At 65.7% G+C, this 24675-nt stretch carries 31 protein-coding genes and 1 pseudogene; 17 read left to right on the top strand and 15 right to left on the bottom strand.

From position 1 onward, the window contains the following. Positions 1 to 2 precede the first annotated feature (2 nt). Positions 3 to 350 carry a hypothetical protein gene (locus tag AWC07_RS22200; RefSeq protein WP_139829823.1) on the bottom strand — a complete coding sequence of 116 codons (348 nt, stop codon included), beginning with the start codon at positions 348 to 350 and terminating at the stop codon, positions 3 to 5. A gap of 58 nt (positions 351 to 408) precedes the next feature. Continuing rightward, complete coding sequence (locus AWC07_RS22195) at positions 409 to 1176, bottom strand: SDR family oxidoreductase (protein WP_036416469.1); 768 nt, start codon at positions 1174 to 1176, stop codon at positions 409 to 411. 56 nt (positions 1177 to 1232) lie between these two features. On the opposite strand from AWC07_RS22195, the gene AWC07_RS22190 reads away from it, so the two are divergent. Further along, positions 1233 to 1709 (top strand): nuclear transport factor 2 family protein, encoded by a 477-nt coding sequence (locus tag AWC07_RS22190; protein WP_036416467.1) that lies wholly within the window; start codon positions 1233 to 1235, stop codon positions 1707 to 1709. 29 nt (positions 1710 to 1738) lie between these two features. Here AWC07_RS22190 and AWC07_RS22185 read toward each other — a convergent pair whose 3' ends face one another. Further along, positions 1739 to 2482, bottom strand: a complete 744-nt coding sequence (locus tag AWC07_RS22185; RefSeq protein WP_036416466.1) for a DJ-1/PfpI family protein — start codon at positions 2480 to 2482, stop codon at positions 1739 to 1741. Between the two features lie 19 nt (positions 2483 to 2501). Next, complete coding sequence (locus AWC07_RS22180) at positions 2502 to 3452, bottom strand: GlxA family transcriptional regulator (protein ID WP_036416464.1); 951 nt, start codon at positions 3450 to 3452, stop codon at positions 2502 to 2504. A 121-nt stretch (positions 3453 to 3573) separates the two neighbouring features. Here AWC07_RS22180 and tpx point away from each other — a divergent pair, with 121 nt between their 5' ends. Next, a complete protein-coding gene (tpx, locus tag AWC07_RS22175; protein WP_036416463.1) occupies positions 3574 to 4071 on the top strand; it encodes a thiol peroxidase in 498 nt (165 codons plus the stop codon). 57 nt (positions 4072 to 4128) lie between these two features. On the opposite strand, the gene AWC07_RS22170 is transcribed toward tpx, so the two are convergent. From AWC07_RS22170 to AWC07_RS29410, 4 genes are all read right to left on the bottom strand, one after another. Continuing rightward, a complete protein-coding gene (locus tag AWC07_RS22170; protein ID WP_036416461.1) occupies positions 4129 to 4554 on the bottom strand; it encodes an NYN domain-containing protein in 426 nt (141 codons plus the stop codon). Between the two features lie 26 nt (positions 4555 to 4580). Next, the gene (locus AWC07_RS22165; protein WP_036416460.1) at positions 4581 to 4862 is read right to left on the bottom strand and encodes a hypothetical protein; all 282 of its coding nucleotides are present in this window, start codon (positions 4860 to 4862) and stop codon (positions 4581 to 4583) included. Between the two features lie 180 nt (positions 4863 to 5042). Continuing rightward, positions 5043 to 5684 carry a PE family protein gene (locus AWC07_RS29910; protein ID WP_036416459.1) on the bottom strand — a complete coding sequence of 214 codons (642 nt, stop codon included), beginning with the start codon at positions 5682 to 5684 and terminating at the stop codon, positions 5043 to 5045. A gap of 543 nt (positions 5685 to 6227) precedes the next feature. Then, positions 6228 to 6467: a hypothetical protein gene (locus tag AWC07_RS29410; protein ID WP_036416458.1), complete on the bottom strand. Its 240-nt coding sequence runs from the start codon at positions 6465 to 6467 to the stop codon at positions 6228 to 6230. Between the two features lie 502 nt (positions 6468 to 6969). Between AWC07_RS29410 and AWC07_RS29905 the strand changes: the two are divergent. The 4 genes and pseudogenes from AWC07_RS29905 to AWC07_RS22135 form a co-directional block, all read left to right on the top strand. After that, positions 6970 to 7071 (top strand): annotated as a pseudogene (locus AWC07_RS29905) (IS982 family transposase); the annotation flags it as partial. Positions 7072 to 7426: 355 nt separating this feature from the next. Further along, positions 7427 to 8332, top strand: a complete 906-nt coding sequence (locus AWC07_RS22145) for an NAD-dependent epimerase/dehydratase family protein (protein WP_036416455.1) — start codon at positions 7427 to 7429, stop codon at positions 8330 to 8332. A 473-nt stretch (positions 8333 to 8805) separates the two neighbouring features. Further along, positions 8806 to 9630: a hypothetical protein gene (locus tag AWC07_RS22140; RefSeq protein WP_036416454.1), complete on the top strand. Its 825-nt coding sequence runs from the start codon at positions 8806 to 8808 to the stop codon at positions 9628 to 9630. Then, entirely contained in the window at positions 9627 to 10358 is a 732-nt protein-coding gene (locus AWC07_RS22135) for a hypothetical protein (RefSeq protein WP_036416453.1), read from the top strand. The genes AWC07_RS22140 and AWC07_RS22135 overlap by 4 nt, the downstream gene beginning before the upstream one ends. Positions 10359 to 10428: 70 nt before the next feature. Here the strand turns inward: AWC07_RS22135 and AWC07_RS22130 are convergent, their stop codons facing one another. Further along, complete coding sequence (locus tag AWC07_RS22130; protein WP_036416452.1) at positions 10429 to 10695, bottom strand: hypothetical protein; 267 nt, start codon at positions 10693 to 10695, stop codon at positions 10429 to 10431. A gap of 133 nt (positions 10696 to 10828) precedes the next feature. Beyond that, complete coding sequence (locus AWC07_RS22125) at positions 10829 to 11098, bottom strand: EF-Tu/IF-2/RF-3 family GTPase (RefSeq protein ID WP_085105228.1); 270 nt, start codon at positions 11096 to 11098, stop codon at positions 10829 to 10831. Between the two features lie 163 nt (positions 11099 to 11261). Here AWC07_RS22125 and AWC07_RS22120 point away from each other — a divergent pair, with 163 nt between their 5' ends. Next, complete coding sequence (locus AWC07_RS22120) at positions 11262 to 11558, top strand: Mu transposase C-terminal domain-containing protein (protein ID WP_244187661.1); 297 nt, start codon at positions 11262 to 11264, stop codon at positions 11556 to 11558. Here AWC07_RS22120 and AWC07_RS22115 read toward each other — a convergent pair whose 3' ends face one another. Together AWC07_RS22115 and AWC07_RS22110 are read right to left on the bottom strand one after the other, a co-directional pair. After that, on the bottom strand, positions 11559 to 12422 hold the full coding sequence (locus AWC07_RS22115; RefSeq protein ID WP_036412971.1) for a glycoside hydrolase family 16 protein: 864 nt from the start codon (positions 12420 to 12422) through the stop codon (positions 11559 to 11561). A 66-nt stretch (positions 12423 to 12488) separates the two neighbouring features. Continuing rightward, positions 12489 to 13502, bottom strand: coding sequence for an NADP-dependent oxidoreductase (locus AWC07_RS22110; RefSeq protein WP_036412973.1), 1014 nt, complete (start codon positions 13500 to 13502; stop codon positions 12489 to 12491). A 114-nt stretch (positions 13503 to 13616) separates the two neighbouring features. Here AWC07_RS22110 and AWC07_RS22105 point away from each other — a divergent pair, with 114 nt between their 5' ends. The 3 genes from AWC07_RS22105 to AWC07_RS22095 all read left to right on the top strand — a co-directional run bounded on the left by AWC07_RS22105 (position 13617) and on the right by AWC07_RS22095 (position 16101). Further along, entirely contained in the window at positions 13617 to 14474 is an 858-nt protein-coding gene (locus AWC07_RS22105) for a class I SAM-dependent methyltransferase (protein WP_036412975.1), read from the top strand. A gap of 288 nt (positions 14475 to 14762) precedes the next feature. Beyond that, positions 14763 to 14969: a hypothetical protein gene (locus tag AWC07_RS22100; protein WP_084293505.1), complete on the top strand. Its 207-nt coding sequence runs from the start codon at positions 14763 to 14765 to the stop codon at positions 14967 to 14969. Positions 14970 to 15057: 88 nt separating this feature from the next. Continuing rightward, the gene (locus tag AWC07_RS22095; protein ID WP_036412976.1) at positions 15058 to 16101 is read left to right on the top strand and encodes a M48 family metallopeptidase; all 1044 of its coding nucleotides are present in this window, start codon (positions 15058 to 15060) and stop codon (positions 16099 to 16101) included. Positions 16102 to 16108: 7 nt separating this feature from the next. Here the strand turns inward: AWC07_RS22095 and AWC07_RS29005 are convergent, their stop codons facing one another. Then, the gene (locus AWC07_RS29005; protein ID WP_036412978.1) at positions 16109 to 16444 is read right to left on the bottom strand and encodes a hypothetical protein; all 336 of its coding nucleotides are present in this window, start codon (positions 16442 to 16444) and stop codon (positions 16109 to 16111) included. A 3-nt stretch (positions 16445 to 16447) separates the two neighbouring features. After that, positions 16448 to 17143 carry a cutinase family protein gene (locus AWC07_RS22085; protein WP_036416268.1) on the bottom strand — a complete coding sequence of 232 codons (696 nt, stop codon included), beginning with the start codon at positions 17141 to 17143 and terminating at the stop codon, positions 16448 to 16450. A 119-nt stretch (positions 17144 to 17262) separates the two neighbouring features. Between AWC07_RS22085 and AWC07_RS22080 the strand changes: the two genes are divergently transcribed. The 7 genes from AWC07_RS22080 to AWC07_RS22050 all read left to right on the top strand — a co-directional run bounded on the left by AWC07_RS22080 (position 17263) and on the right by AWC07_RS22050 (position 22610). Then, a complete protein-coding gene (locus tag AWC07_RS22080) occupies positions 17263 to 18087 on the top strand; it encodes a TIGR03560 family F420-dependent LLM class oxidoreductase (RefSeq protein ID WP_036416266.1) in 825 nt (274 codons plus the stop codon). Positions 18088 to 18154: 67 nt separating this feature from the next. Further along, a complete protein-coding gene (locus AWC07_RS22075; protein WP_036416264.1) occupies positions 18155 to 18385 on the top strand; it encodes a DUF167 domain-containing protein in 231 nt (76 codons plus the stop codon). Between the two features lie 98 nt (positions 18386 to 18483). Then, a complete protein-coding gene (locus tag AWC07_RS22070; RefSeq protein ID WP_036416262.1) occupies positions 18484 to 18768 on the top strand; it encodes a hypothetical protein in 285 nt (94 codons plus the stop codon). A gap of 335 nt (positions 18769 to 19103) precedes the next feature. Further along, complete coding sequence (locus AWC07_RS22065) at positions 19104 to 19331, top strand: ferredoxin (RefSeq protein WP_036416270.1); 228 nt, start codon at positions 19104 to 19106, stop codon at positions 19329 to 19331. Then, positions 19328 to 20689 carry an NAD(P)/FAD-dependent oxidoreductase gene (locus tag AWC07_RS22060; RefSeq protein ID WP_036416261.1) on the top strand — a complete coding sequence of 454 codons (1362 nt, stop codon included), beginning with the start codon at positions 19328 to 19330 and terminating at the stop codon, positions 20687 to 20689. The genes AWC07_RS22065 and AWC07_RS22060 overlap by 4 nt, the downstream gene beginning before the upstream one ends. Next, a complete protein-coding gene (locus AWC07_RS22055; RefSeq protein WP_036416260.1) occupies positions 20686 to 21873 on the top strand; it encodes a cytochrome P450 in 1188 nt (395 codons plus the stop codon). Before AWC07_RS22060 ends, AWC07_RS22055 begins: the two co-directional genes overlap by 4 nt. A gap of 113 nt (positions 21874 to 21986) precedes the next feature. Then, positions 21987 to 22610 (top strand): hypothetical protein, encoded by a 624-nt coding sequence (locus tag AWC07_RS22050; RefSeq protein ID WP_051508121.1) that lies wholly within the window; start codon positions 21987 to 21989, stop codon positions 22608 to 22610. A gap of 124 nt (positions 22611 to 22734) precedes the next feature. Here the strand turns inward: AWC07_RS22050 and AWC07_RS22045 are convergent, their stop codons facing one another. Next, positions 22735 to 24273: an MFS transporter gene (locus AWC07_RS22045; protein WP_036416269.1), complete on the bottom strand. Its 1539-nt coding sequence runs from the start codon at positions 24271 to 24273 to the stop codon at positions 22735 to 22737. Between the last annotated feature and the right edge of the window lie 402 nt (positions 24274 to 24675).

Genomic DNA, 24675 nt, shown 5'->3' with positions numbered 1-24675 from the left:
GTTCAGTAGGCCAGCACATGGAAATGCCCACGGGGGCAGTCGCCTTCGATGCCGCTGAACGGGTCGTCGTCGAATTCGCGCCAATCCCAATGGTCTCCGCAGTAGGACGCCGCGCAGTCCGGGCAATGGAAGGGCGCATATGAGTAGCCGATGCGATACAGCGCCGACGCGTCGGTGTCGGCGATAGCTTGGGCCACGACGTCGACGCGGTCGGCCGAGACGGGTTGACTGGCCACGCCGAAGAAGGTCTGCACCACGACCCGGGCTTGTTCCTGCGGGCGGACCAGGGCATCCAACTCGGCCAATGCCTCGAGTGCCGGCCGGCAGTTGTCAACGAGCGGTTCAGCCACTCCGGCGAGCCGCACTCGTCCCGCCAAGTTGCCGCATACCGCGCAACCGAAGCTCGCCTCAGAGGCAGGTATATCCACCGTCGATCACGATATCGGAGCCCGTCATGTAACTCGATGCCTCACTGGCCAGGTAAAGGTAGAGGCCGGTGAGTTCATCCGGACGGCCCAGGCGGCCGAGCGGTATTTTCGGCTCCCACAGCCGGTGGTACTCGCTGAGGGGCTCCACGAGTTCGGTCAGAATGTAACCCGGGCTGACACTGTTGACCCGGATCCGGTGCGGTGCCAACTCAACAGCCATGGCCTTGGTCAGGTGGATGACCGCGGCCTTGGCGGTGCAGTAGTGGCTCACCTGCTGCGGAACGTTGATGATGTGGCCCGACATCGACGCCGTGGTGATGATGACCCCGCCCTGGCCCTGTTCGACCATTGCCCGGGCCGCGGCCTGGGCGGTGAGGAATAGGCCGGTCACGTTGCTGCTCTGGATGCGTTCGAACTCCTCGAGCGACATCTCCAGCAGCGGCGTGATCCCGACGATCCCGGCGTTGCACACGACGATGTCAATCCCGCCCAGCTCCGCGGTGACCCGGTCCACCATGCCGGTTACCTGCTCATGCGCAGTCACGTCGCAACAGAGGGGCAGCACCCTGCCGCCCGCTGCGGCCAGTTCCTCGGCGACCGTCGCCAATACGTCGGAATGCCTTGCGGCAATGGCTACTTCAGCCCCGGCCTGGACGTACGCCAGCGCCACCTTCTTGCCGATGCCGGTGGAACCCCCGGTGACCAGAGCCCGCTTGCCGCGCAGGTCGAACAAGTCCAACACGCTCATTCGTCATCCCCTCCAGACGCCGACCGCGGATCGACACAGGCTCTAGTGTGTCCGGTATGGGCAAGTTCCCCAAAGCTGAGATCGAACAAGCTGTCCGGCACTACACCGACGTCGTCGAGGGGTGCTCGGCGTCGGGTGACTGGCGACCGTTCGCCGATCTGTTCACCGAGGACGTCGTCTACATCGAACACCACTACGGCGTCTTCCATGGTCGCGAGGCGGTGCGGGACTGGATCGTCGCCGTCATGGCGCCGTTCCCGCATATGCGGTTTCCCTCGGACTGGATTGCCTACGACGAGGACAACGACGCGGTTGTCTTCGGGATCAGGAATCAGCTCGACCACCCGACCGATCCCAACGGTGAGCCGTTCTGGTTCCCGAACTGGACGCGCCTGGTCTACGCCGGCAACGGCCTGTTCAGCAGCGAGGAAGACATCTACAACCCCAACCGTGATGCGCCACGGGTGGTCGGCGCCTGGCTGCAGGCGGGCGGCCGGCTCGCCACCGAGCACATCATGGCGCCCAAACCTTGACCGCGGTATCACTTTTCGAGCTGGAGCTGCTATCCCGACGCGGCCACCGGCTGCCGCTTGCGCCGCCGTGACCGCACCGCCGCCAGCGCCTGCTGCCACGCGAGCATCGTGGTGGCCGTCAAGTTGGCCGGTGTGACGCTGTCTTTGGACAGCAGAGCCGTTGCCGCGGCCTTGGTGGTCGCCGACGCCTTCGACATGTGGCCGGAGTCGAACGGCGGCTGTGGGTCGTACTCGATCGCCAGCTGGATCGCCTTGGCGCGGCCCTCCCCGCCGATTTCCCCGGCCAGCCAGAGCGCCAGGTCCAGTCCCGCGGACACACCCGCGCTGGTAATGACGTTGTCCTGGCGCACGATCCGCTCGTCGGAGACGGGGATGGCGCCGAATGCCTTCAGCGCGGGAATGGTCAGCCAGTGCGACGTCGCGCGTCGATGCTCGAGGAGCCCGGCGGCGGCCAGGATCACCGAGCCGGAACACACCGACGTGGTCCAGCTGGCCGTCCGGTGGGCTTGACGCAGCCAGTCCAACAGGTGCTCGTCGCGGGCATGCACCGGAGTCGACGGACCGCCCGGCACCAGAATCACGTCGGGCGAAGGTGTTTCGGCCAAAGAACGGGTGGCGCCGAGCACCAGCACACCGGAATCTGCGGTGATAGGCCCGGATTCGTGCCAGACAAACCTCACCTCGGTGTGCGGGAGGTTCCGTAGCACTTCGTAAGGTCCGATCATGTCCAGCGCCGTGAATCCCGGATAGGTGACGATCGCGATTTGGGTCATCGGTGTTCTCCTCGGTGTGTTACGCGAAGGTTTTGCGGTACTGGTCGGGCGAGATGCCGATCCGGCGAATAAAGTTGCGCCGCAAGGTTTCTGCGGTGCCGAAGCCGCAGCGTGCGGCGATGGTCACGATGGTGTCGTCGGTCTCTTCCAGCTGTCGGCGCGCGGCTTCGGTGCGAACGCGTTCCACGTATTGACCCGGCGCCTCACCAACCTCATCGGTGAACACCCGGGTGAAATGCCGTGGACTCATTGCCGCGCGGCGGGCCAGATCGTCGACGCGGTGGGCACCACCGGGTTGTGCTTCGATGGCCTCCTGGACCTGGCGGATCGAGGGCCGGTTGGCTCGCGGCAACCAGACGGGAGCAGCGAACTGCGTCTGGCCGCCGGGGCGGCGCAAATACAGCACCAGCCAGCGGGCGACCGTCTGCGCGATTTCGGTGCCGTGATCGTCCTCCACCAGCGACAGCGCGAGGTCAATCCCTGCCGTCACCCCGGCGGCAGTCCATACCGTCTCAGAACTACGGATGAAGATCGGGTCGCGATCCACCGCGACCGCGGGAAACTCGCGGGCCAACCGGTCAGCGAAGGCCCAGTGCGTGGTGGCACGTCGACCGTCGAGCAATCCCGCCTGAGCCGCCAAGAAGGCGCCCGTGCAGACGGTGACGAGACGGCGGGTAAGAGGCGCGACGGCTTTGATCCACGCCATCAGTTCGGGGTTGTCGCGTGCGGCATCGATCCCGGCGCCGCCGGGCAGCACGACGGTGTGCACGGCTGCGCGCGGGTCCGGCAGCGGCTCGGTGATCAAGGCGAGGCCGGTTGCGGTGGTCACCGGATGTCCGCCGGGGGAGACGAGGGTGACGTCGTAGCCGCCCTTGGTCAGCAGCGATGCGCCGGCGAAGACCTCGAATGGTCCCACGACGTCGAGCGCTTGAACCCCGGAGAAGCCGACGATCAGCACTTTGCGGGCCATGGACTCAAGTGTTGGCCAGACAACGGTATGGCGTCTACGCCCTATACCCCACAAATTAGGACATGAGTCCTTGGTTGGACCTGGTCCCAAGTCCAGTTCCCGACCTTGGCAGACTGTGCCCATGGCACAGATAACCCTGCACGGAAACGCGATCAACACTGTCGGCGAACTGCCCGCTGTCGGATCTTCGGCCCCCGCGTTCACTCTGACCGGCGCCGATCTCGGCAACCTCGGCAGCGACCAGTTCCGCGGCAAGGCCGTCGTGCTGAATATCTTTCCCTCGATCGATACGCCGGTGTGTGCGGCCAGCGTGCGGACGTTCAACGAGCGGGCCGCCGCAACCGGCTCGACCGTGGTGTGCGTGTCGAAAGACCTGCCGTTCGCGCTGAAGCGATTCTGCGGTGCCGAGGAGATCGAGAACGTCAAGACGGCCTCGGCATTTCGGGACAGCTTCGGCGAGGACTACGGCGTGACCATCACCGACGGTCCGCTGGCCGGCCTGCTGGCTCGGGCCATCGTGGTGGTCGGCGGCGACGGCAACGTCGCCTACACCCAGTTGGTACCGGAAATCGGGCAGGAGCCCGATTACGATGCCGCGCTGGCTGCCGTCAGCGCCTGACGCTCGGCCGGCCCGGCGCTGACCGTCCGGGTGGCCGGATCGGTTCCGGCGTGCGCCTCAATCCTGTCCGGGGGCCCGTCCGGGGGCCTGTCTGGGGGCGAGCGGCTCGATGAGTGCACGAAAACGTTCCGCCGGATACACGGCGGCGCCTAAGCGCCGGACCCGGTCGGTCAACGCCTTATCCGATGTGACGACTCGAATCGTCTCCGGTTGGGCGTCGGCTCGCACCAACCGGACAATCTCGTCGTCAGCCGAGTTGGCGGCCGCTTTGGGCGCATACGCCACCTCGACCACCGCGGAGCCGATAGCCCTGGACGGGGGTCGCTCGAACACCACGGTCACCTCGTTACCCTCGGCGTCTCGGGCAGCAGCGGCCCACTGGTCCAGCCGGTCAACCAGCGCGACCATGGCGCCGTGACGGTCCTTCCACCAGCCGTCCGGGCGACTCCCGATCACGTTCATACCGTCGACGATCCAGCGCACACCTCACCGTAGATGTCGGGTCCGGGCTAGAACCACCAGCGTTTCCGGTATTTTCGGTCGATCTCTTTCCGGAACTTCTCCACGTGATGCTCGGCGGCTGCCGATTCCAGCGACCCGAGAGCGTTGACCACCTCCAGATGCGAAAGGATGAGCAGGCCGTTCAACTGCTTGAGTCGTTCCGGGTTGTTCGCCAGCGACTCCTGGTCATCGATGTAGATGAGCAAGAAGTCGCGCAGCGCCTGGCTGCCGGTCATCCGCTCCGGGATTTTCATCTCCCGCAAGATGGTGGCCATGTCCGGGTTGGTCACTACGCCCTCTCTTTCGCTTCCTGCGCTACCACGGGACAGCGCAAGCGTAGGAGATAGGCCGGCGGTTCGGCGATGCGCCGCAGACAGGACCGCGATGGTGGACTGTTCACCATCACACACAGTCGGTCGAGCGCTCGCCACGGATGCGCGATTCAGCGAGGCGACAACTGCGCGGGTCTGTCAGGCCAGGCGTTCACCGGCTTGTGCGTCGGCCTGCTCGTCGCGTTCGCGCTCGTCCTGATCCGCGGGTCCGGTAGCTGACGTCAGACCTGCTTTGGAGGCACCGCCGGCCGGTGCGCCGCCGCCCATTCCGCTGCTCAGCGGGGCTGCGCCACTCATCGCCGATGATCCGGCGTTGGCAACGGTCGAGGCCATCGGCGAGGATGACCCTTCCACCATCTGCGACATCAGCGGCGCGCGCGCCATCGATTCCGCCGCTGCCTGAACTGCCCCGGGGCGCATGAGTCCCGGACCAAGCGTTGCGCCGGAGCCACCCGCGGAGTGGGACATCGCCGTACCACGGAAGGCCAGGGCGTCAGCGGCACTGTCGTCGGCGTCACCGTACATCTGGGCGATGTTGGTCAACGCCGAGCCGGTCCGCATCAGCTCTTCTTGAGCCGCTACGTTGGACGCCAACATCGAGGCGGCCTCCTGCGCAAACGCCATCACCGCCTGCGCCGAGACCTCTTCAGCGCCCGCGGGGATCAGGCCGGTCAGCACCGTCATCGCCGCAGTGCTTCCCGCGCTTATGCCCTGGCTGCCGATGTCGACCAACTGCGAACCAATATCGCCTGCCGACGGGTCGTGTGACATGGTGTCCATTTGCCTGCTGCTCCTATGTATTTGTGCGGCCATGACCGTGGTCGTGACCGCTTAGCAATTCAACGATCAGCGGGGCCCGTGGCGCGGCTGCCGCCGCAAACTCCGGTACAGCTGCGCTGCACGATTGTTCAATTCTAAGGCCTCGTGGCGCCCTAGCCAGCCACTTTCTTTCAGGACGGGTCAGTGGCGGCGCCTTTGGGCCAGTTGCCGGAATCCTTCGGGCTCATTGTGACGCAGCACACGACGCCGCCTGCGCTATCGCGCCCGCGCAATCACCGTGGTCCGGCGGTACGCACCACGCTTGAGCACAATGCGCAAAAGCTGGAAATCGTCGCTTATACCGGATATCGCCTACAAGCGCGACACCAGGGCAGTGACGTCTTAAATTCGGTCTGACAAGCACCGAGAACATTCGTGATCAGCAGCGCGAAAGTTGATTGGCGCGGATCGAATATCCATTCTTCGAGTTGCCGTTCTGCCGCTTTATCACCGGGCAGACGAATTCGACACGAGCCGACGAGGAGTACGTCAATGCAGCCCATGTCATTTGATCCGGTGGTGGCCGAGATCGGTAGCCAATTGGCCGATCTGGGCACTCGCGCGCTGCAGGACGGCGCCACGGCGGCGCTTTCGGTGACCGGCCTCGCTCCCGCCGGGGCGGATGAGGTCTGCGCGCTTCGACGAAGCCGCCGCCGACAGCGTGCTGTCGGCGCTCTTTCCGATCACCAACCCGTGGCTGGCCTGGTAAGCACGGGGCCGGTCGATTGTCGACGTAATCACCATCGGCCATTTCTTGGACCTAAATTCTCCGGTGACCAAGAATTCCCGAATCAGATCCGAAATCAGACGGGAATAAAGTCGTGGTTGCCTCCGGCGGCGTCAAAGATTGGCCGTCGGGCTCGCGGTGTGCCCGGGTACACAACCGCACGCTCGACTTCGACGGACGGCGCGGCAGCCCCGTCAAGGCCACTACCGACTCGCATACCACCTCGCCGTGCTGCCCGGCGGTTCGGGATAAGCCTGGTCATGCGGGGCGTCGGGCGTGCCATCGCCGCTGCGGCCCGATTCGCGCGGAGCGACGCCCGCTGGTCGCGCCCCGAACCGCCGAACGAAGCCGCGTGGGCCGCCGCCACCTAGATCAGTAATTCCTAACTGCTCGCCGAGTGTGCACCGGCTGCGCCGAGTGTGCACTGGCGGCGGCGACACGCCGGGCGGTGCCGCCGTGGTTGCACTCTCGGCGTGCCGGCTTGTGAAGGATGTGGCTGAAGGGCACCGATGGGCAGTTGTGAAGACAGACCTCGATGCCCTCCTGACCGACCTGTATGTGACGATCGATGACCACGTGGTGCAACCCGACCGGCGGCGCGCTGGACGGCCGAAGCAATTGATAGGCCCGGTGCGAGCCGCCGGTGAAACCGGCTACCGCGAGGCCGAAAATCACGATGCTCTCGCAGCGTGTACCGGCGTGAGCAGCCACGGCTCGAATCGGCCGACCACCAGCCCACGGACGAGCCAGTCCGCGGCCAGTGCCATCGCATAGCCGACTGCCGACACGAGCGCGCGCGGCCACCAGGGCTTGAGCATTGCCTTTCCGACGGGAGGCCTTCACAACCGCGATGTGGTCAGACAAGGCTGGCGGCAACCGCTCGCTGAATCCTCGACAATCCCTTGGAACCCGGGCGAGGTGCGTGCCGCGGGCCGGACGGATCCCGGAATGTGCTTAACCGCTTACTATCGCCGTCATGGCCGACTCGAAAATCCTGATCACCGGTGTCAGCGGCCAGGTCGCCGCACCCGTCGCCCGGGCCCTGGCAGCCGACAACGAGGTATGGGGCATCGCCCGTTTCGCCGACGCCGCCGCGCGTGCCGGCCTCGAGGAGGCCGGTGTTCGCTGCCGATCGGTCAACCTGGCCGCCGGCGACTTCACCGCGATCCCGTCCGACTTCGACTATGTCCTCAACTTTGCAGTGGCCAAAAGCGGCGACTGGGACAAGGACCTGAGCGCCAACGCGGAGTCGATTGGTCTGCTGATGGCCTGGTGCCGCGACGCAAGGGCCTTCCTGCACTGCTCATCGGCGGCCGTCTACGATCCGCCGGACGACCAGCCGCGCACCGAGCGTGCGGCCCTCGGCGACAACCACCGGTTTCTGTTCCCCACGTATTCGATCTCCAAGATCGCCGGTGAGGCGGTCGCCCGGGCGACGGCACGAATCCTGGAAGTACCCACCACCATCGCCCGCCTCAATGTGCCGTACGGCGATACCGGCGGGTGGCCATATTTCCACATGGAGATGATGCTGGCCGGCATCCCGATCCCGGTTCCGCCCGGCGAACCGGCACGCTACAACCCGATACATCAGGATGACATCATCGCCACTATCCCGAAACTGCTTGCGGTGGCGTCGATTCCGGCGACCACGGTCAACTGGGCCGGTGACCAGATTGTCAGCATCCAGGAGTGGTGCGCCTACCTGGGCACCTTGATCGGCAAGGAGCCGGTGTTCGCCGAGAGCGATCGGGCGCTGCGCGGAAATCCCGTGGAGCTGACCCGGATGCGCGAACTCATCGGCAGCGCAACAACAGTCGACTGGCGCGAGGGATTACGTCGGATGGTGGCGAGATTTCACCCGGAGTTGGTTCACGCCTGACGTTAACTAAACGCCCGAAGTGCTTCGGCTAGCGGACGGTGCCGATGTGAGTCACCGCGCCGCTCGCAGTCCTGGGTCCGGCGATCACAACTCCGACCCCAGGCCCAGTCGGTGCGAAATTTGCCCGTCTATCAGCGACACGCCAACGGGCGCAACGAATTTGTCGCTCACTGCCGAGCACACCGAGACACCCCGAACCCGCGGAGACTGATGCGGCTGATCGGAAAGCCGCGGATTGACGTAACGCCACCGTGGCGGCATTTGTTACCACTACCGCGACCGGGACCCATTGGCGCTATTCGGGCGGAACCACAACCGCGCCCGAAACCGCGCCGGAGCCGACGTAGCAGCCGTTTGCACCGATACGGAGCACTGTGTCGATCGGGTTGACGGCTGGTCGGCCGCGATAGTGTTACCCGCGACCGCGCTGGCGATGCGGACGTCGCACCGGCCGGCCCATGGGAGGAGCGCCAATGGGATCCCAGGCCGCGGAACCCGCTACTTCGCGCAGTCAACCATGGCCCCGGGCGGTGGGGGCCGCCGCTCTTGCCGTGCTGGGGGCGTGCGGCGCGGCGTTGTTGGTGACAGCTCACCGCCCGGATACCGCCCCGGCGAACCTAGCATCGCGAACCGACTGGGTCCTGGCGACGGCGTTGCCAGCCGCCGCCGACTTCCCGTCCGACTGGGGATATTCGCTGACGGGGCGGTTGCGCCGAGCCGCGACACCAGCTCCGGGGGCGCTGAGCACGGCGCCCCATCAGGACCCGGCAGCCGCGTACGAACCGGGCAGCTGTGGCGACATCCCCAAGATCCTGGACCACGCCGGGGGTGCGTTGGCCGCCTACGTCCAGGTCGACCGTTACGCCCAACTATTCGTGCAGGACGCGGCGGCGGCCGATTTCGCCGCGACCGGCGAAGGCCGCGAGCACGGACCCAATGCCCGCTTCGCGATCTGGGCTGTTCCGGACGCCGCGGCACGGATCGCGAACTACCTGGATTGGCTGGGCCGTTGCGGCTCCTACCGTGTCACCAACTATTTCTTCGACGGCCGGGTCAAGAACCATCGGACCGTCACCACTCAGGTCGGAGCGCGCTCGGCCGCCGGTGCCGATGCCGCGGTCACACTCACCAGAACGTTCACCACGATCGGTAGCCGCGATCCTTCGTCGACCTATCACGTCACGTATTACGCGGTACGCGGCGTACTACTGGAATGCACTATCTACATGGAGGGTTCCGAGCTCGATCTGGTGCAAAAGCTCGCCGGCCAAACGCTGCAACGGCTGCGCGCGCTATGAACGGACTCTTGCGGCGGCCATGGGTGATCGCGGCCGCGCTGTGCGTGTTGGCAACGGCCGCCATCGCTATCACCGCACCGGACGTGCTCCGCGCCTGGCGGCATAGCAGTCCCGCGGCCCCGGGCTCACTCGCGCCGAAGCTGGCCTCGTTGAGTGACCAACAATTGGCGGAGTTGCTGCCCAAACCGGGCGATTTTCCTGTCACGTGGACCGTCAGCGATATCAAAGAACTGTCCGATACGTTCGGGTACTTCAGATACCACGTGTCCGACGAAGGCCTGGGCTTTAGTCCCGTCGAATGCTTCGGGGTGGTGGGGGTCGCCTCTACCGGCGCTTTCGATGCGGCCGAAGTGTTCGGGCACGACCCGGCCGATCCGCCAGAGGTCGCCGACCGTCGAGACATCCGGCTGATGGTCGGCCGTGAATTCGACCCCACCGGATTCGACGCGTTCACCGGCCTGGTGTCGCGGTGTCTGCGCTTCAGCAGCGCCGCTGTCGGCTCCTATGAGGTGCGTATCCTCGAGGATTCGCACTCCGCCGACGGACGGCGGCGGTTCCGCTACTCGGTCATCACAACTATTGGCGGAGAGCCGGATGCCACCCGAACCGATTACTACTCCTACGCGCGCACTTCGGGATTGATTCTGAGCGGCACGGCCAGCACCGGGCACCAGCAACCCTTCGATGCCCTCTTCGATAGCACGCTGAGCCGAATCTCCAACCGCTGACCCGCAGATTCCCGAGCCGGCACCGTGCCGAACCCGGGTCGGGTTCGGCACGGTTCGTCGCCGCCAGCCATCAATGGTTAGCGCCGGGCCCCTTGAAGTAGCGGGTCAGGAAACCGGTGGCCGCGATGGCCGCGACGGCGCCGGTCACGGTCCACACCACGAACTGGAAAGCTACCGAGCCCATGAACCAGCCGTACGTCATCGACAGGTACAGCAGCCAGATCACCCGGTAGAAGGACCACGCCGCCAGCAGGCCGAGGCTGATGCCGATCGCCAGGCTTGGTTGGCGATCGACGCGGTTGATCTTTTCTTCGATGCCGGCGGGAATGATGCTCATGTGTTCTTCCTTTCCTGAGGCGCCGCCGTGGTGGCGTCGTCGTTGGGACAAGTACAGGCGCGCGGGGCCGCTACCGATCCCAAGAACTCGTGCCGGCCGCCGGCGGGCGGGGCACCGCCGGAAACACCTGGCGCTACGCCAGAAACACACCCGCCGAGGTGATCACGTCCCCGGTGGCCAGGTCGCGGTTGCTGAGCTTTTTGAAGAGCAGGCCGACGTTGTCACCGGCGGTCGCCGTGTCCAGCTTCTTGCGGAACGCCTCGATGGCGTCGACCCGCACCCCGGGCCCGTCGTTGATCTGCACCTCGTCGCCGACCCGCAACTGCCCGTACTCCACGCGGCCGGTGGCCACGATCCCGCGACCGCGGATGAAGAACACGTCCTGGACCGTCATCCGAAACATGCGGCAACGGTACTGTGTTCCGGCCGGCGCCGGCTCCAGGTTCTCGCCGGCCGCATCGACGATCACCGGGTGGCGCCGTACCCTGGCGGACACGAACTGGTTGCGGCGAGCCAGGAAAGCCAGTGCGGCTCAACGAGTCACACGCGCCGACCAGCCTTGGGCGATGGACGCGTTCGCCGAACTCGACACGCTCAACGCCGACCGGGAACGGCTGCTGCGCGACGGCCTAGCGGGCGTGGCCACCATCGTCGGGATCCGCCGCAACGTCGCAACCACAACACTGGGATCCTGGCACGAGCTGGAACTGGATGTGCAACTGCCCGAACGTGATTCGTACCGCGCGACGCGGCGCATCGCGCTCGAGCTGTCGACGGCACCGCATCTTGCGGTCGGCGCCGAGGTGCCGGTGCGGGTCGATCCCAGGGACCCGTCGAAAGTCCTCGTGGTCGCGGCGTTGTGACTACCAGACCCGCACCCAGTCGACGAGCATCTGAGCGGGATAGGTCCCCGGCCCGGGGTCGCCGCCGCCGGAGCCGGCGACCGCGAGGTTCACCACTGGAGACACGGTGTAGCCGGGATCGTTGAACGGCCAGTCCGGCAGTGAATGCGCCGCCACCGTGAAGTACGGCTGCGCGCCGTCGACATAGTCTTGCCAGAACCGCATCCCGGCCTCATCCCATTGGCATCGCCAGGTGTGCCACCCACTGTCCAGCGCGATATTGTGCGTCTTCCATTCGGAGCCATTCGATTTGGCGTGGACGGTGGTGGCCGACGGCCAACTGCCGTTGCCGTACCACTCGAGGATGTCGATTTCGCCGCGGTCCTCATTGGACAACCACCAGGCCGGCCAGCATCCGGCCGTCAGGCAGTCCAGTTTGACGCGGGCCTCCCAGGTGTGGCCGATGCCGCCCCGCCACGGGCTCTGCAGCTTGCCCGAATAGTAGGTCCCGCCGTCTTTGGCGGCCCGGATGACCAGGTTGGAGTGGCCGTCGAGGAACACGTTCTGGCGATCGTCGCGGTACTGCCCGACGTTCTCGGGCCGCTCCCAGTACGTCGGATCCTTCATCTGCTCGCGCGCTCGGGCTATGGTCCACTTCGACGAATCGGGTGCCGAACCGGCCGGGCCGTCGAACTCGTCGTGGAAAACGTAGTTGCCCGCCTGACCATTGGGAGCCGGCGCCGCGGGCATGGGCATACGTCCCGCCGGTGCGCCACGCGGGAACGGGTCGGCATGCGCCCTGGGAACCGGATTGGCCACCCCGAGCACGCCAAATACACCGAAGCCCGTCATCAGCATCATGCGACGACGATCCATCTCAGGCATAAGCCAGGGAGGATAGCAGGCCGAGAATGCCCGAGCCGTACCGCGCTAAGCCGCGACCCGCAGTGCCTACGGCGATACCTTGACCACCAGCTTGCCGACGTTCTTGCCGTCGAACAGCATGTTGATGGCCGTGGGCAGCTGCTCGAAGCCCGCCACGACGGTTTCCAGCGGCGTGAGCTTACCCTCGGCGATCAGCCCCGAGATCTCCGCGGTCGCCTCCGGCGCGCGGTGCAGGTGGTCGAGGATGATGAAGCCCTGCAGCGTCGCGCGCTGGACGAGCAGATTGGCGAATGCGCGTGGTCCGGGGGGCGGATCGACCGAGTTGTAGCCCGAGATCAGGCCGCACAGGGCGATGCGCGCGCCAATATTGAGGCGCGCGAAGATCGCGTCCATGATGTCGCCGCCGACGTTTTCGAAGTCGACATCGATGCCGTGGGGAGTGGCCGCGGCCAGTTGTGCGGGCCAGTCGTCGGCCCGGTGGTCGACAGCGGCGTCGAAGCCGAGCTGTTCGGTGAGCAGAGCGCACTTCTCCGGGCCGCCGGCTATGCCGACGACGCGCGCCCCATCGGCCTTGGCCAGCTGGCCGGCAACCGAGCCGACCGCGCCCGCCGCCGCGGAAACCACGACCGTCTCGCCGGCCCGCGGCTTGCCGATGTCACGAATCCCGATCCACGCCGTGAGCCCGGTCATTCCGAGAGCACCCAGGTAGGCGCTGGGGGAGACGCCGTCGGCGACGTCGACCGGCAGCACCGGCGTCGCGTCCGAAACCACCGCGTACTCCTGCCAGCCGACCAGACCCTGCACCGTCTGACCGACCGGGTACCGGGGATTTTTCGACTCGACGACCTCGCCGAGCCCGCCACCACGCATGACCTCACCGATGCCGACCGGCGGCAGGTAGGACGGCAGATCGTTGATCCAGGCGCGGTTCGTCGGATCGAGCGAAATCCAGTCGACACGGACCATCGCCTCCCCATCGGCGATTTCGGGGACCGGCGCATCGCTGAGTTCAAAGGTGTCCGCACCGATGCGTCCGGTAGGTCGTTCACGGAGCAGAAACCGGCGGTTGCGATCGGGCATGAGCGCACGGTACCCGACACGTCAACGCCGCGACATATGCGCCGAATCCAATTTGCCTGCGAACCTTTACCTGCGAACCACGGCGGATTTCGCCGGGAATGCTATAACGCCTCTATGTCAGGCTCTGAGTCCGGCGACGGGCACGTCATCACTCATGTTTCCGACACTGCCAGGTTGACGGCCCTGCATCGGGCCACCGAATCGGCCCGCCCCGACGCATTGTTCAGCGACCCGCTTGCCCAGCGTCTGGCCGGTCAGCATGGCCGCGCGATCGTCCGGCACGCGCCGTGGACACTTCGCAATGGTTGGTGGCTGGTCGCGCGCACCAAAATCATCGACGACACCATTGCCAGGGCAATCGCGGAGGGTTGTGACCGAGTGCTGAACCTGGCCGCCGGCCTGGACACTCGACCGTATCGGCTGAATCTGCCATCTCGATTGCGGTGGATCGAAGCTGATTTGCCGCAGTTGCTTGCCGAAAAAACCGAATTGCTGGCCGACCAGACGCCGCGATGCGAATTGACCCGCAGCGCCTTCGACCTGGCCGACCCGCTTGCCCGCGAGATGTTCTTCACCGAGGCCCTCGACGGCGCCGGCAATGCGCTGGTCCTAACCGAGGGCCTGTTGATGTATCTCGCCGAGCAGGACGTCGTTGCACTTTCGGAAGCCATACGCCGGCCCGAAGTCGGTTGGTGGATGCTCGATTTCGCCGGTCCGGGTCTGAAGATGATGATGAACAAGAGGATGGCGGGAATGCTGGAGAATGCGCCCTTCACGTTCGCGCCGGATAACGGGCTGGCCTTCTTCGAAGGCCTCGGCTGGCGAGTAGCCCAATCGGAATCGCTGTTTGCGGCCGCGAATCGATTCCACCGCCTACCCAAATCCATGCGCGCAGCCGCATGGCTGCCCCAGCCCGATCCGCGTCACCCGGGCCGTAGACCGTGGAGCGCGGTGGCCCTCCTCACGCGGTGAAGCCGCCGACTACATAAATTAACGTCTCTGGGAGAATTCCGGTGCGGGCGATAACAATTCCGCCACAGCAGCGAGCACCGAGCGTCAGCAACGGCCGGTTTTCGGACCCAGCGGTTCCGGCGGGCCACCGCCGGAACCAGACCTGCGGAAACGCCTGGGACCCCCGGAAATTCATGGCTAATTCTTATCTAAAGACACGGTTTGATCACAGGTTTGCTAAGAATCCTAACTTTACGTTGCACAGCGCCGTGTGAACCTGAGTCGGTGGGATGAGAGGAAAGGACAATCGTGGCGAAGGCATCAGGGGCAACGGTGATCAGTCTGGAGTCACACCCGGCTTGGATTGCGGCCCAGCGGCGCGAAAGTCAGCTCCTCGAAGAGATGCGTCGTCATCCCGCATATCTGGGTCGTCAGCGCGCAGCAGCACTGGGCCACGACGTCGGCGCCGGTGTGCCCGCCACCCCAGGATGGGTCAGCGCCGACGCACCGGCCTAAAACTGGACTCAAGCCCGCCCCCAATTCAGTTGAATGGCGCCCCGCGCCAGGCTCCGTATCCTGATACTGAGCATCGAGGGGAGCGCCAATGTCTCAGCCACCCGCCACCACCCGAACCACATTCCCCGGCATCAGCTCGCGCGCCTGGGAGCATCCCGCCGACCGGACCGCGCTATCGGCGCTGCGCCGCCTGAAGGGCTTCGACCAGATCCTGAAACTCCTGTCGGGAATGCTGCGCGAGCGTCAACACCGGCTGCTCTACCTGGCCAGCGCCGCCCGCGTCGGGCCGCGCCAATTCGCTGATCTCGACGCCCTGCTGGACGAATGCGCCGACGTTCTCGACGCTCCGGCCAAGCCCGAGCTGTACGTCGCGCAGTCGCCGATCGTGAACGCGTACACGATCGGGATGGAGCAGCCGTTCATCGTGATCACTTCCGCGCTCTACGACTTGATGACCCATGACGAACTCCGATTCGTGGTGGGTCACGAGCTAGGCCACGCGCTGTCCGGGCACGCGGTGTACCGCACGATGATGATGCATCTGATGCGGTTGGCACGATCGTTCGGCGTGGTGCCGGTCGGCGGCTGGGCGTTGCGCGCCATCATCGCCGCGCTGTTGGAGTGGCAACGCAAATCGGAGCTGTCCGGCGACCGAGCCGGGCTGCTGTGCAGCCAGGACTTGGACACCGCGATTCGGGTCGAGATGAAACTCGCCGGCGGTAGCCGGTTGGACAAGCTGGATTCAGAGACCTTTTTGGCCCAGGCGCGGGAGTACGAACGGTCCGGAGACATGCGTGACGGGCTGCTCAAGCTGCTGAACCTGGAACTGCAGACACATCCGTTCTCGGTGTTGCGGGCCGCCGCCCTGACCAAGTGGGTGGACGCCGGCGGCTACGGCAAGGTGATGTCCGGCGACTATCCCCGCCGAGCCGACGACGACAAGTCCTCGCTGACCGACGACGTGGGCCAGGCCGCTCGGCACTACCGCGACGGCTTCGACCAGTCCGAGGACCCGCTGATCAAGGGCATCCGTGACGGCCTCGGCGGCCTCGTCGACGGCGTCGGGCGCGCCGCCACGAGCGCGGCCGATTCGCTGGGCCGCAAGATCAGCGAATGGCGGCAGCCCAAATGACGGCTGGCTAGCCGATCGACGCGACGTCGGCGGGTTCGCACACCCACGCGGCGAACACCGGCACACCCGCCCACGGATCGCCGCGCCGACGCGCACCGGTCACAGCAACTACCGCATAGGGATGACCGAAACGCAGCGTCGCCGACCGCGACAGCGCCGACGACACCATCGCGCTGCGCAACGCAACCGAGGTGGCCGCGGCCGCCTCGGTGTGGTCGCGTGCCACCGGCGCGGCCAGCGCGAGAAGCAACCACGCGCCCAACGGCGACGACACCGGGTGCACGCCGGCGTGCACCCGACTGAACCGGCGGGCGTAGCGCGTGACGAGTCGCCCGATATCCACCCGCTACAGCTTGCCGGCGACGAAGTCGGCTGCCTGATTGACCATGCCTGCCTGGATGTAGGCACTGGCGTTGTGTTGCGGCCAGTTCTGCTTCCAGGTGTTCGGGTCGGCCGGGTTGCAGACTGGGTCGGAGCCGTGGCACAGCTCGATAGTCCTGTCGTTGTAGACCGGGCTGAAGTTGGTGATCGGACCCACCCACTGACTTCCGTTGCCGAACATCGCGACGGCGGCGATGTGCTCGTCGGCACCGGGAGGTAGCGGGCTGTCGAACCCAAATGCGGACATCGGCACCGCAAGCACCACGTCGGTGACCGCGGCGCCGAGGGAGTAGCCGCCGAGCACCAGCCGGGTGGCCGGGCAGGCGTTGATCATGTACTGAACATGGCGGCCCATGTCATTGGCGCCGACGTCGACCTCGGTGTCGGCCGGGTATTTGACGGCATAGCTGCCCATGCTCCTACCGCCGACCTTGGAGGCGAGAGTGCTGATGAACGCATTGCCGATCACGCCGGGCCCCGGCGACTCCAATCTGCCGCGGGCGAAGACAACTTCCACCTGCGGGCAATTGGCCGCACTGGCCCGCCGCGGGGCGCCCGGCGCGCCGGGCGGCAACACGGCCGCAGCGATCGTCAGCACAGCGGAGACTGCAACAGCCACCAACAATTGTCCAACCGACTTCACGGCAAGCGGAGCGCGCACAGAAAGATGGTAGCCATTCCGGCCCGGCCGTTGGCCGGCTTCACGCCGACCGCCGGGTTTTGGCGGCGCATGAGCGGATAAGGATCACGCGACCAGGGCTCCGACCGTACGATCGCGGCATGCGGATCTCGGTCAAGTTCCATCTGAGTTTCACATTCCCCGAACTGAAAGATTTGTGGCGAAGCGCCGATCACCTTGGTTTCGAAGGGATTTGGGACTACGACCACTTCTTCGGACCATCGGAGTTCGACGAGCCGACCTACGAGGGCTGGACGACGCTGGCCGCCATGGCGGCGATCACCGAACGGAGTCGGATCGGCTGCCTGGTGACCGGCGTGACGTACCGGAATCCGGCGGTGCTGGCCAAGATGGCGGTCACCGTCGACCACATCTCCGGCGGGCGGCTCAATTTCGGCATCGGCGCGGGATGGCACGAAGCCGAGCATCGTGGGTACGGGATCACGTTCCCGAACCCGACGAGCCGGGTCGCAATGGTCGACGAAGCATTGACGGTGATCCGCAAGCTCTGGACGGAGCAGTTGGTGAACTTTTCCGGTGAATTCTTCACGCTCGCGGACGCGCTCTGCGAGCCCAAGCCCATTCAATTTCCGCACCCGCCAATCGTGATCGCGGGTACCGGGCCAAAGATGCTGCGTCTCATCGCCCGCCACGCCGACGAGTGGAACATGCCCGCCTACGACGGCCCGCAGCTGTGGGGCGACGTGAACGCCCGGCTGGACAAGGCCTGTGCCGAAGTAGGCCGCAACCCTGCCGAGGTCCGCCGTTCCGGGCAAGTGCCCCTGCATCCGGCAATGGCCGGACAGGTCGACGAGCAACTGGCGTTGTTGCCCGAATTCGAGCAACTGGGCTGCGACCACATGGTGTTGGCGTTTCGGCAGCCGCCCACGCTACAACTACTCGAGCGTTGCGCGGGTCTCGCATGACTGGCGCGCCGGCCGGAGTTCCGCGGTTCGCAGAGCGTGACGCAACGGCGCGATAGCGTCACCCGGCATGGCCGACATCGTCGTCGTCAAGGTCAAACCCGGCTCTCGTAAAGGTCCGCGTGTCGAGCCGGTTTCCGGCGCCGAGCTGACGATCTACGTGCCCGAGCCGGCGGTCGACGGCAAAGCCAACGAAGCGGTTGCCCGGCTGCTGGCAGCTCACTATCACTTGCCAAGGAGCCGAGTCGAATTGGTGTCTGGCGCGCGCTCGCGGGTCAAACGCTTCCGCATCGATCGCTGACCGGCTCCGGTGCCCTGAGTGCTTACCTTACGTCGGTGTTGGCCAAGGCGTGCCTGGGCCGTGACCCAACCGCGACGGCGACGCAAGATCCTCGATCCATGACCGCGTTGACGGCTATCGCTGCGCTGCTGATAGCACTGGGCATCGGCTACCGCCTCGGCCGCCGCTCGAGCAGCCCACGTCTGCGGCGCCGAGGGCGCGGGGCGATACTTGCCGACGTGGCGGTCGGTCTCGTCGCGGTGGTGGTGGTTCGCCGCATCCGGCGGCGGATCCGGCGGCGGGCACTCAACTCCGTGACCGTCGGATTCACGAAACTTATTGAGCCGCTGCGAATTTCGTCGGCACCACTACAGGCGACGGACATCCGTCGTCGCTACTCGTAGCGTACGCGTTCAACGACGTTCGGGGACAGATCATTTAGGACCGAGCCGTCGCGGGCCAACCTCGGCATCCAGCGCCGCCCAGGTATCGCCAGCCGAAACTGCTTGGCATTGCGGCGCACCGGTCCTGGGGCCAACTCAGCGTTCTGGCGATCGGGTTCAACGGTTGGCCCGGAGAGTGCCCGTTGACACCTTGGTTATCGTTCGATAACATTGTCAATGGGTCGATTGACGACCTAGGGAAACTTCACGACCGGGCTGTAGTGAAAACACGGCACTCAGCCGCGCATGCTGCACCCCTTCACGAGGACTCGTCCGCCCCCGAAGGAGAATTTGTTTTGCGTATCGTCGTCGATCTGGTGCGTTGTCAGGGCTACGCCCAGTGCTGCTTCCTTGCGCCCCAGGCATTCAAGCTGGCGGGGGAGGAGGCGCTGGTATATCACCCCAACCCGGACGTTGCGCAGCGCCAGCAGATCCTGCGCGCCGCAGCAGCCTGTCCGGTCCAGGCGATCCGCACGGATCGGTTAGAAGATGCGGAACTGACCCACGAAGCGGAGTCAGCATGACCACCTCGGTTGCCGGGACCCGCCAGGACCTTGGGCGGGTCGTGATCGTCGGCGCATCGCTGGCAGCACTGCGGGCGGCGGAGGCGTTGCGCGAGAAGGGTTTTTCTGGAAAGTTGACCCTGATCGGCGAGGAGCCCTACGAGCCGTACGACCGTCCACCGCTATCCAAGCAAGTCCTGACGGGCTATGCGCCGGCCGACCAAACCGCGCTGCCGCGCCGGTGCCGGCTCGACGCCGAATGGCGACTGGGGGTCGCCGCCGTCGGCTTGGATCTGGCCGCGCAGCGGGTGCACCTCGCCGACGGCCAGAAAGTTGGCTTCGACCGCCTACTGATTGCCACCGGCGCGCGCGCCCGACCATGGCCCAACCGAGCTGAAGCCGCTCTCGCCGGCGTGGGAGTGCTGCGCACGCGCGATGACGCCGCCCGGCTGCGGCAGTACCTGGTCGCCAAGCCGCGGCGGGTGCTCACCATCGGCGCCGGGTTCATCGGCTCGGAAATCGCCTCGGTCTGCCGTGAACTAGATCTGCCCGTGACGGTGGTCGATCGGGGCGGGGCCCCGCTGCAGAACGCTTTGGGCGGGGTGATCGGCGACGTCGCCGCGACCCTGCAGCGACAGCACGGCGTCGATCTGCGCTGCGGCGTCACCGTCACCGAGTTGGAGGGGGATGAAAACGGGCGACTCCGGCGCGCACACCTGTCCGACGGAACCACGCTCGACGTCGAGGTGGCCGTGGCCGCGCTCGGCTCGCTCCGCAATACCGAGTGGTTGCAAGGCTCGGGATTGGCAGCCGACAGCAACTGGGGTGTGGCCTGCGACGCGGCCTGCCGCGCCTTCGGGCTGAACGGCATCGTCACCGACAATGTCTTTGTCGCAGGCGACGTGGCCCGCTGCCCACACCCGCTCTACGATTTCGAGTTCCTGGGTGTGGAGCACTGGAGCAACGCCGTGGCCCAGGCCGAGGTCGCGGCTCACAACATGGCGTGCGCCCCCGCCCAGCGCCGCCTCCATCTGGCGGTGCCCACGTTCTGGTCCGCCCAGTTCGGGGTCAATATCAAGTCCGTCGGCGTGCCGCGCTTCGCCGATGAGGTCGTCGTCAGCCAGGGCTCGGTCGATAAGCACCGGTTCGTCGCCGCCTACGGCAGGCAAGGCCGACTCGTCGGGGCCGTCACCTTCAACCAGGGCATGTGGCTGGACTTCTTCGAACGGCTGATCGCCGAATCGGCCCCGTTCCCGCCCGTCGCACCCGGCTTCGACCAGCCGGCCGACGCCCAGCCGGTCCCAGCCCGGTTTCCGACTCAGGCCCTGCCCGGATTCATTCTGACCGGCCACGAGCAGGCTGAGAGCGAGCCGTCATGACGCCACAATCCGCGTATCAACAAGTCCTCGACTACGCCAACCGTGCCAACCCATATCCGCTGTACGCCCAGCTGCGGCAGACACCGGTGGCCCAGTACGAGGATGGCAGCTACGTCGTCAGCACCCATCGGGAAATCGTGACTTTGCTTCACGACCCGCGGATCAGCTCCGATATGACCAAGGGCGCCCAACTGGAGCCAGATCTGATCCCGGGCTTCATCACGCTCGACCCGCCCGAGCACGGCCGGCTACGCCGCATGGCGATGCGGCATTTCGGTCCGCCGCACCGGGCCGGATGGATCGACGGCATGCGCGACAAGTTCGCCGACACGGTTCAGCGCCTCATCGACGACTGTCGCGGCCGCAGCCAGATAGACATCGTGGACGACCTGGCGTATCCACTGCCGGTGTCCATGATCTGCGACATGCTCGGGGTGCCGCTCGAGGACGAACCCCGGTTCCAGCGCTGGACGCAAGACTTCCTCGACGGCGAATTCGGAACACCCCAACAGCGCCACCGAGGTGAGCAAGCGATCGCCGAGATGCGGGAATACATCACCGGGATCGCCGAGGCCTATCGCCGGCGCCCGGGCCACAACATGCTGTCGCGGTGGGTCACCGACGACAGCCCCGACGGCCAGATGAGCATGACCGAAATCGCGGACACGGGAGTCCTGCTGCTCATCGGCGGCCACGAAACGACCGTCAACCTGATCGCCAATGGGATGCTGACCCTGCTGCGGCATCCCGAGGTGATGGAGCGGCTGCGCCGCGAACCCGACTTGGTCATCCCGTTGGTCGAGGAACTGCTCCGCTACGAGCCGCCCGCACAAATCACGCCGCGGGTGGCCCTGGCCGACATCTCCCTTGCCGGGGTGACGATCCCGCGGGGCGCGAAAGTCATGCTTCTGCTTGCCGCCGGAAATCGCGATCCGCGGCGCTTCACCGACCCTGACCTGTTCGTGCCCGACCGCCCGGACAATCAACATCTCGGTTTCGGACACGGCATTCACGCGTGCTTCGGTGCTCCCATGGCTCGGCTCGAAACACAGATGGCATTAACCGCACTGGCGCGCCGGCTGAAATCACCGCGGCTGGTCGCGGATCCGCCCCCGTACCGAAGGAGTCCTCTGCTGCGCGGGCCGCGCCACCTGGTTGTCACGGTGGATGGGGTACGGGACTGAGCGTCGTCTGCAATCAACGGGTGAACGCGATTGCTCCTTTGAAAGCTGGCCCGCGGTGGAGCAGAGTTAGGCTCGTGGACTTCGTCTTTCGAGCCGTCGCGACGCCGGTCGCGATGCTTGCCTTCGCGGTTTTCTCCGTCTCCGGGTCGGCGCTGGCCGATCCCGCGCCGACGCGGGTGGTCACCGCGGTGGCGGTCGGATCAAATGGCCAGCCGATCAATGGGTACCGTGAAGCCCCCGCGCAGGGCAATGTCACCGCCGTCGACAACTGCACAGCACCGTCGCCGTCGGCGGTGGCCGACAACATCTACTATTGCTCGCCGAGCGCCGCCGATGCCGGAACCTGCTGGCCATCCACGCCGGAATCGCTTCTGTGCGTTGATAATCCGTGGGACCAGCGGCTGCATCGGGTGACCTACGGCCGCCCGCTCCCGCGAGTGCAGCCGATCGCGACACCCGATCCGTTCGCGCTGCTTCTCGACGACGGCACCCGTTGCCTGCTACGCAACGGCGGCGCCTGGGGCGGCCGTGACGACGGGTACGTCGGCGTCTACGGATGTGGCGCGCCCGGCTCGAACCTCGCGGTCCTGTGGCTGCCCAGCCAGGGGGTTGGGACCTGCATCGACCGAACGGCGCCGGTGTGGACGGTCAGGGTGGGGCAGCTGGGCATGCCCACTGACCATTTCCCGGCGCCGCAGACTCGCGCGGTGGCCACCGCGTGGTTCGCCGGAAACTGAATATCGGTACCGGGTACGGAGAAATGCACCGGACAGCACTCCAGCTAGCATTACCGCGTCTCTGCCTATTCCAGCAGCGTCGGCCGAATAATCTTGCTATTAAGCAGTTTTCAATCCTGCTTTTTCAATCCTGCTGAGGTGCGGCGGGAAGACCACTGGGAAACCGCCGCAGCCCGAGGGCGAGCGCACCCAAGAGTAAGACTGCAGCGCCGGCAACTGCGAGCTGGACCCCGCGAATGAACTCTTTGTCCGCGACACGAACGATCAGCTGCTCCTGCGCTGAAGTCATCGGATGTCCAGGTCCGATATCAGCAGCGTGGGCGCGCGGATTTGCGCCGTCAACCACGGAAGAAAGAACCGCCGCGCGTTCGCTGGGTTCGCTGATCACCTGATCGAGACGCTCTGGCAACGCGGCGCTGAGCCAGCCCGCCAGGATGGAGCCAAGCAAGGCGACGCCGAAAATGCTGCCCAGTGAGCGCTGCAGATTGATCAGACCCGCGGCCATGCCGGCTCGGTGATCATCGACCTCGGTCATACCGATACTCAACAGCGGCGTAGCGCACCCGCCGGCTCCCGCGCCGAACAAGGCCAGACCAATAATCACGACTGGCATCACCCGGCCAATGGCCATCCCGAAGAGCACCAACCCGGCAATCATCGCTGTCAGACAAATCAGCAGCGGCAGCCGAGAGCCCCAGCGTTCTACCGCCCGCCCCGCCAGCAGACTTGCAATCCCGAATCCGACCGGCACTGGCAACATCAGCAGGCCCGCATGCAGCGGAGAGAAGCCGCGCACGTTCTGGAAGTGCTGGGTGATGACCATCAACGTCCCGAAATAGCACGACATCACCACGAAGTACACCAGTAGTGCCGACCGGTACACGGGCTCGGCGAACAAGTGCAGATCGATCAGCGGAAAGACAGCACGACGCTCGTGTTGCACAAAAAATAGCAGCAACACCGCGGCCACCAGCAGCAACGTGACAATCAACCCGGGCTCCCGATCCGCCCTCGGAGCCTCGATGATCGCGTACGCGATCACCGCGATCGCAGGAGCAAACAACAGCTGCCCCGGCCAGTCCAGCTGAGTCGGATCAGGATCCTTGGATTCGCTGACACTCAACGCCGTGAGCAGCCAGACGATTGCTCCAAGCGGCACGTTGACCGCGAAGACGCTTCGCCAGCCGAGTCCTTCAACCAGGACCCCGCCCAACGCCGGGGCCGAGCCCGCACCAATGCAGCCAATGGCCATCCAGCCGGCTATCGCCCGCGCTTTCATACCGGGATCGGGAAAGGTGTGACTGAGCAAGGCCAGCGATAGCACCGAAATGAAAGCCGCACCTACGCCCTGAACCACCCGCGCCAGCGTGAGTATTCCGAGGCTGACCGGTACCGCGCAGATCACGGAGGCGGCAGCGAATACCCCGAGCCCTATGAAGAATCCACGGCGACGGCCATACCGATCACCGAGCAAAGCGCAGCTCATTAATACCGCAGCCATTCCGAGGCTGTAACCGGCGACCGCCCACTGAAGACCTTGCTCACCCGTCTGGTACACGGCTTGGATGCTGGGCAAGGCGACGTTCACGATGTTGACGTCCACGAACACCATGAAGATTCCCAGACCGGTCGCCACAACTGTCAGCCGCTGGCGCGGCGTCATCGCATGATGTGAAACCTGTGCCAGTGTCATCTCAGACCACTTTCGCGATAGGCGCGGAAGCGTGCTTGCGTGATTTCCCAATATCCTTAGGTGCACACCGACACAATTTCTGCGGTTGCATCTCCACGAGGCGCTCCTTAAGCACTAACGACCAGCTGCTGAGCCGATCATGCTCCTCGTCGGCCAACTCGTGCGGGCCTTTCAGCCGATCAGTAAGTTGAAATGTCAAGAGAAGCCGCAGAAGCTAGATGCGACAATCGCGCGCACCGCATTCGCCGCAGCCGAGGCGAAAAACCCGTCGTCAGCGCTGCGTGACGACGTGATAAGTACGCTGCACGCCGCGATCGCCGACCCCGGGTTGCGGCGCGACTGGGTTCGACTGACCAAGGCGCAGCGGTGGGC

It is taken from the genome of Mycobacterium gastri (assembly GCF_002102175.1).
Taxonomy (GTDB): Bacteria; Actinomycetota; Actinomycetes; order Mycobacteriales; family Mycobacteriaceae; genus Mycobacterium; species Mycobacterium gastri.
The sequence above is the reverse complement of the archived record's forward strand: the minus strand, read 5'-3'. Positions and strand labels throughout refer to the sequence as shown.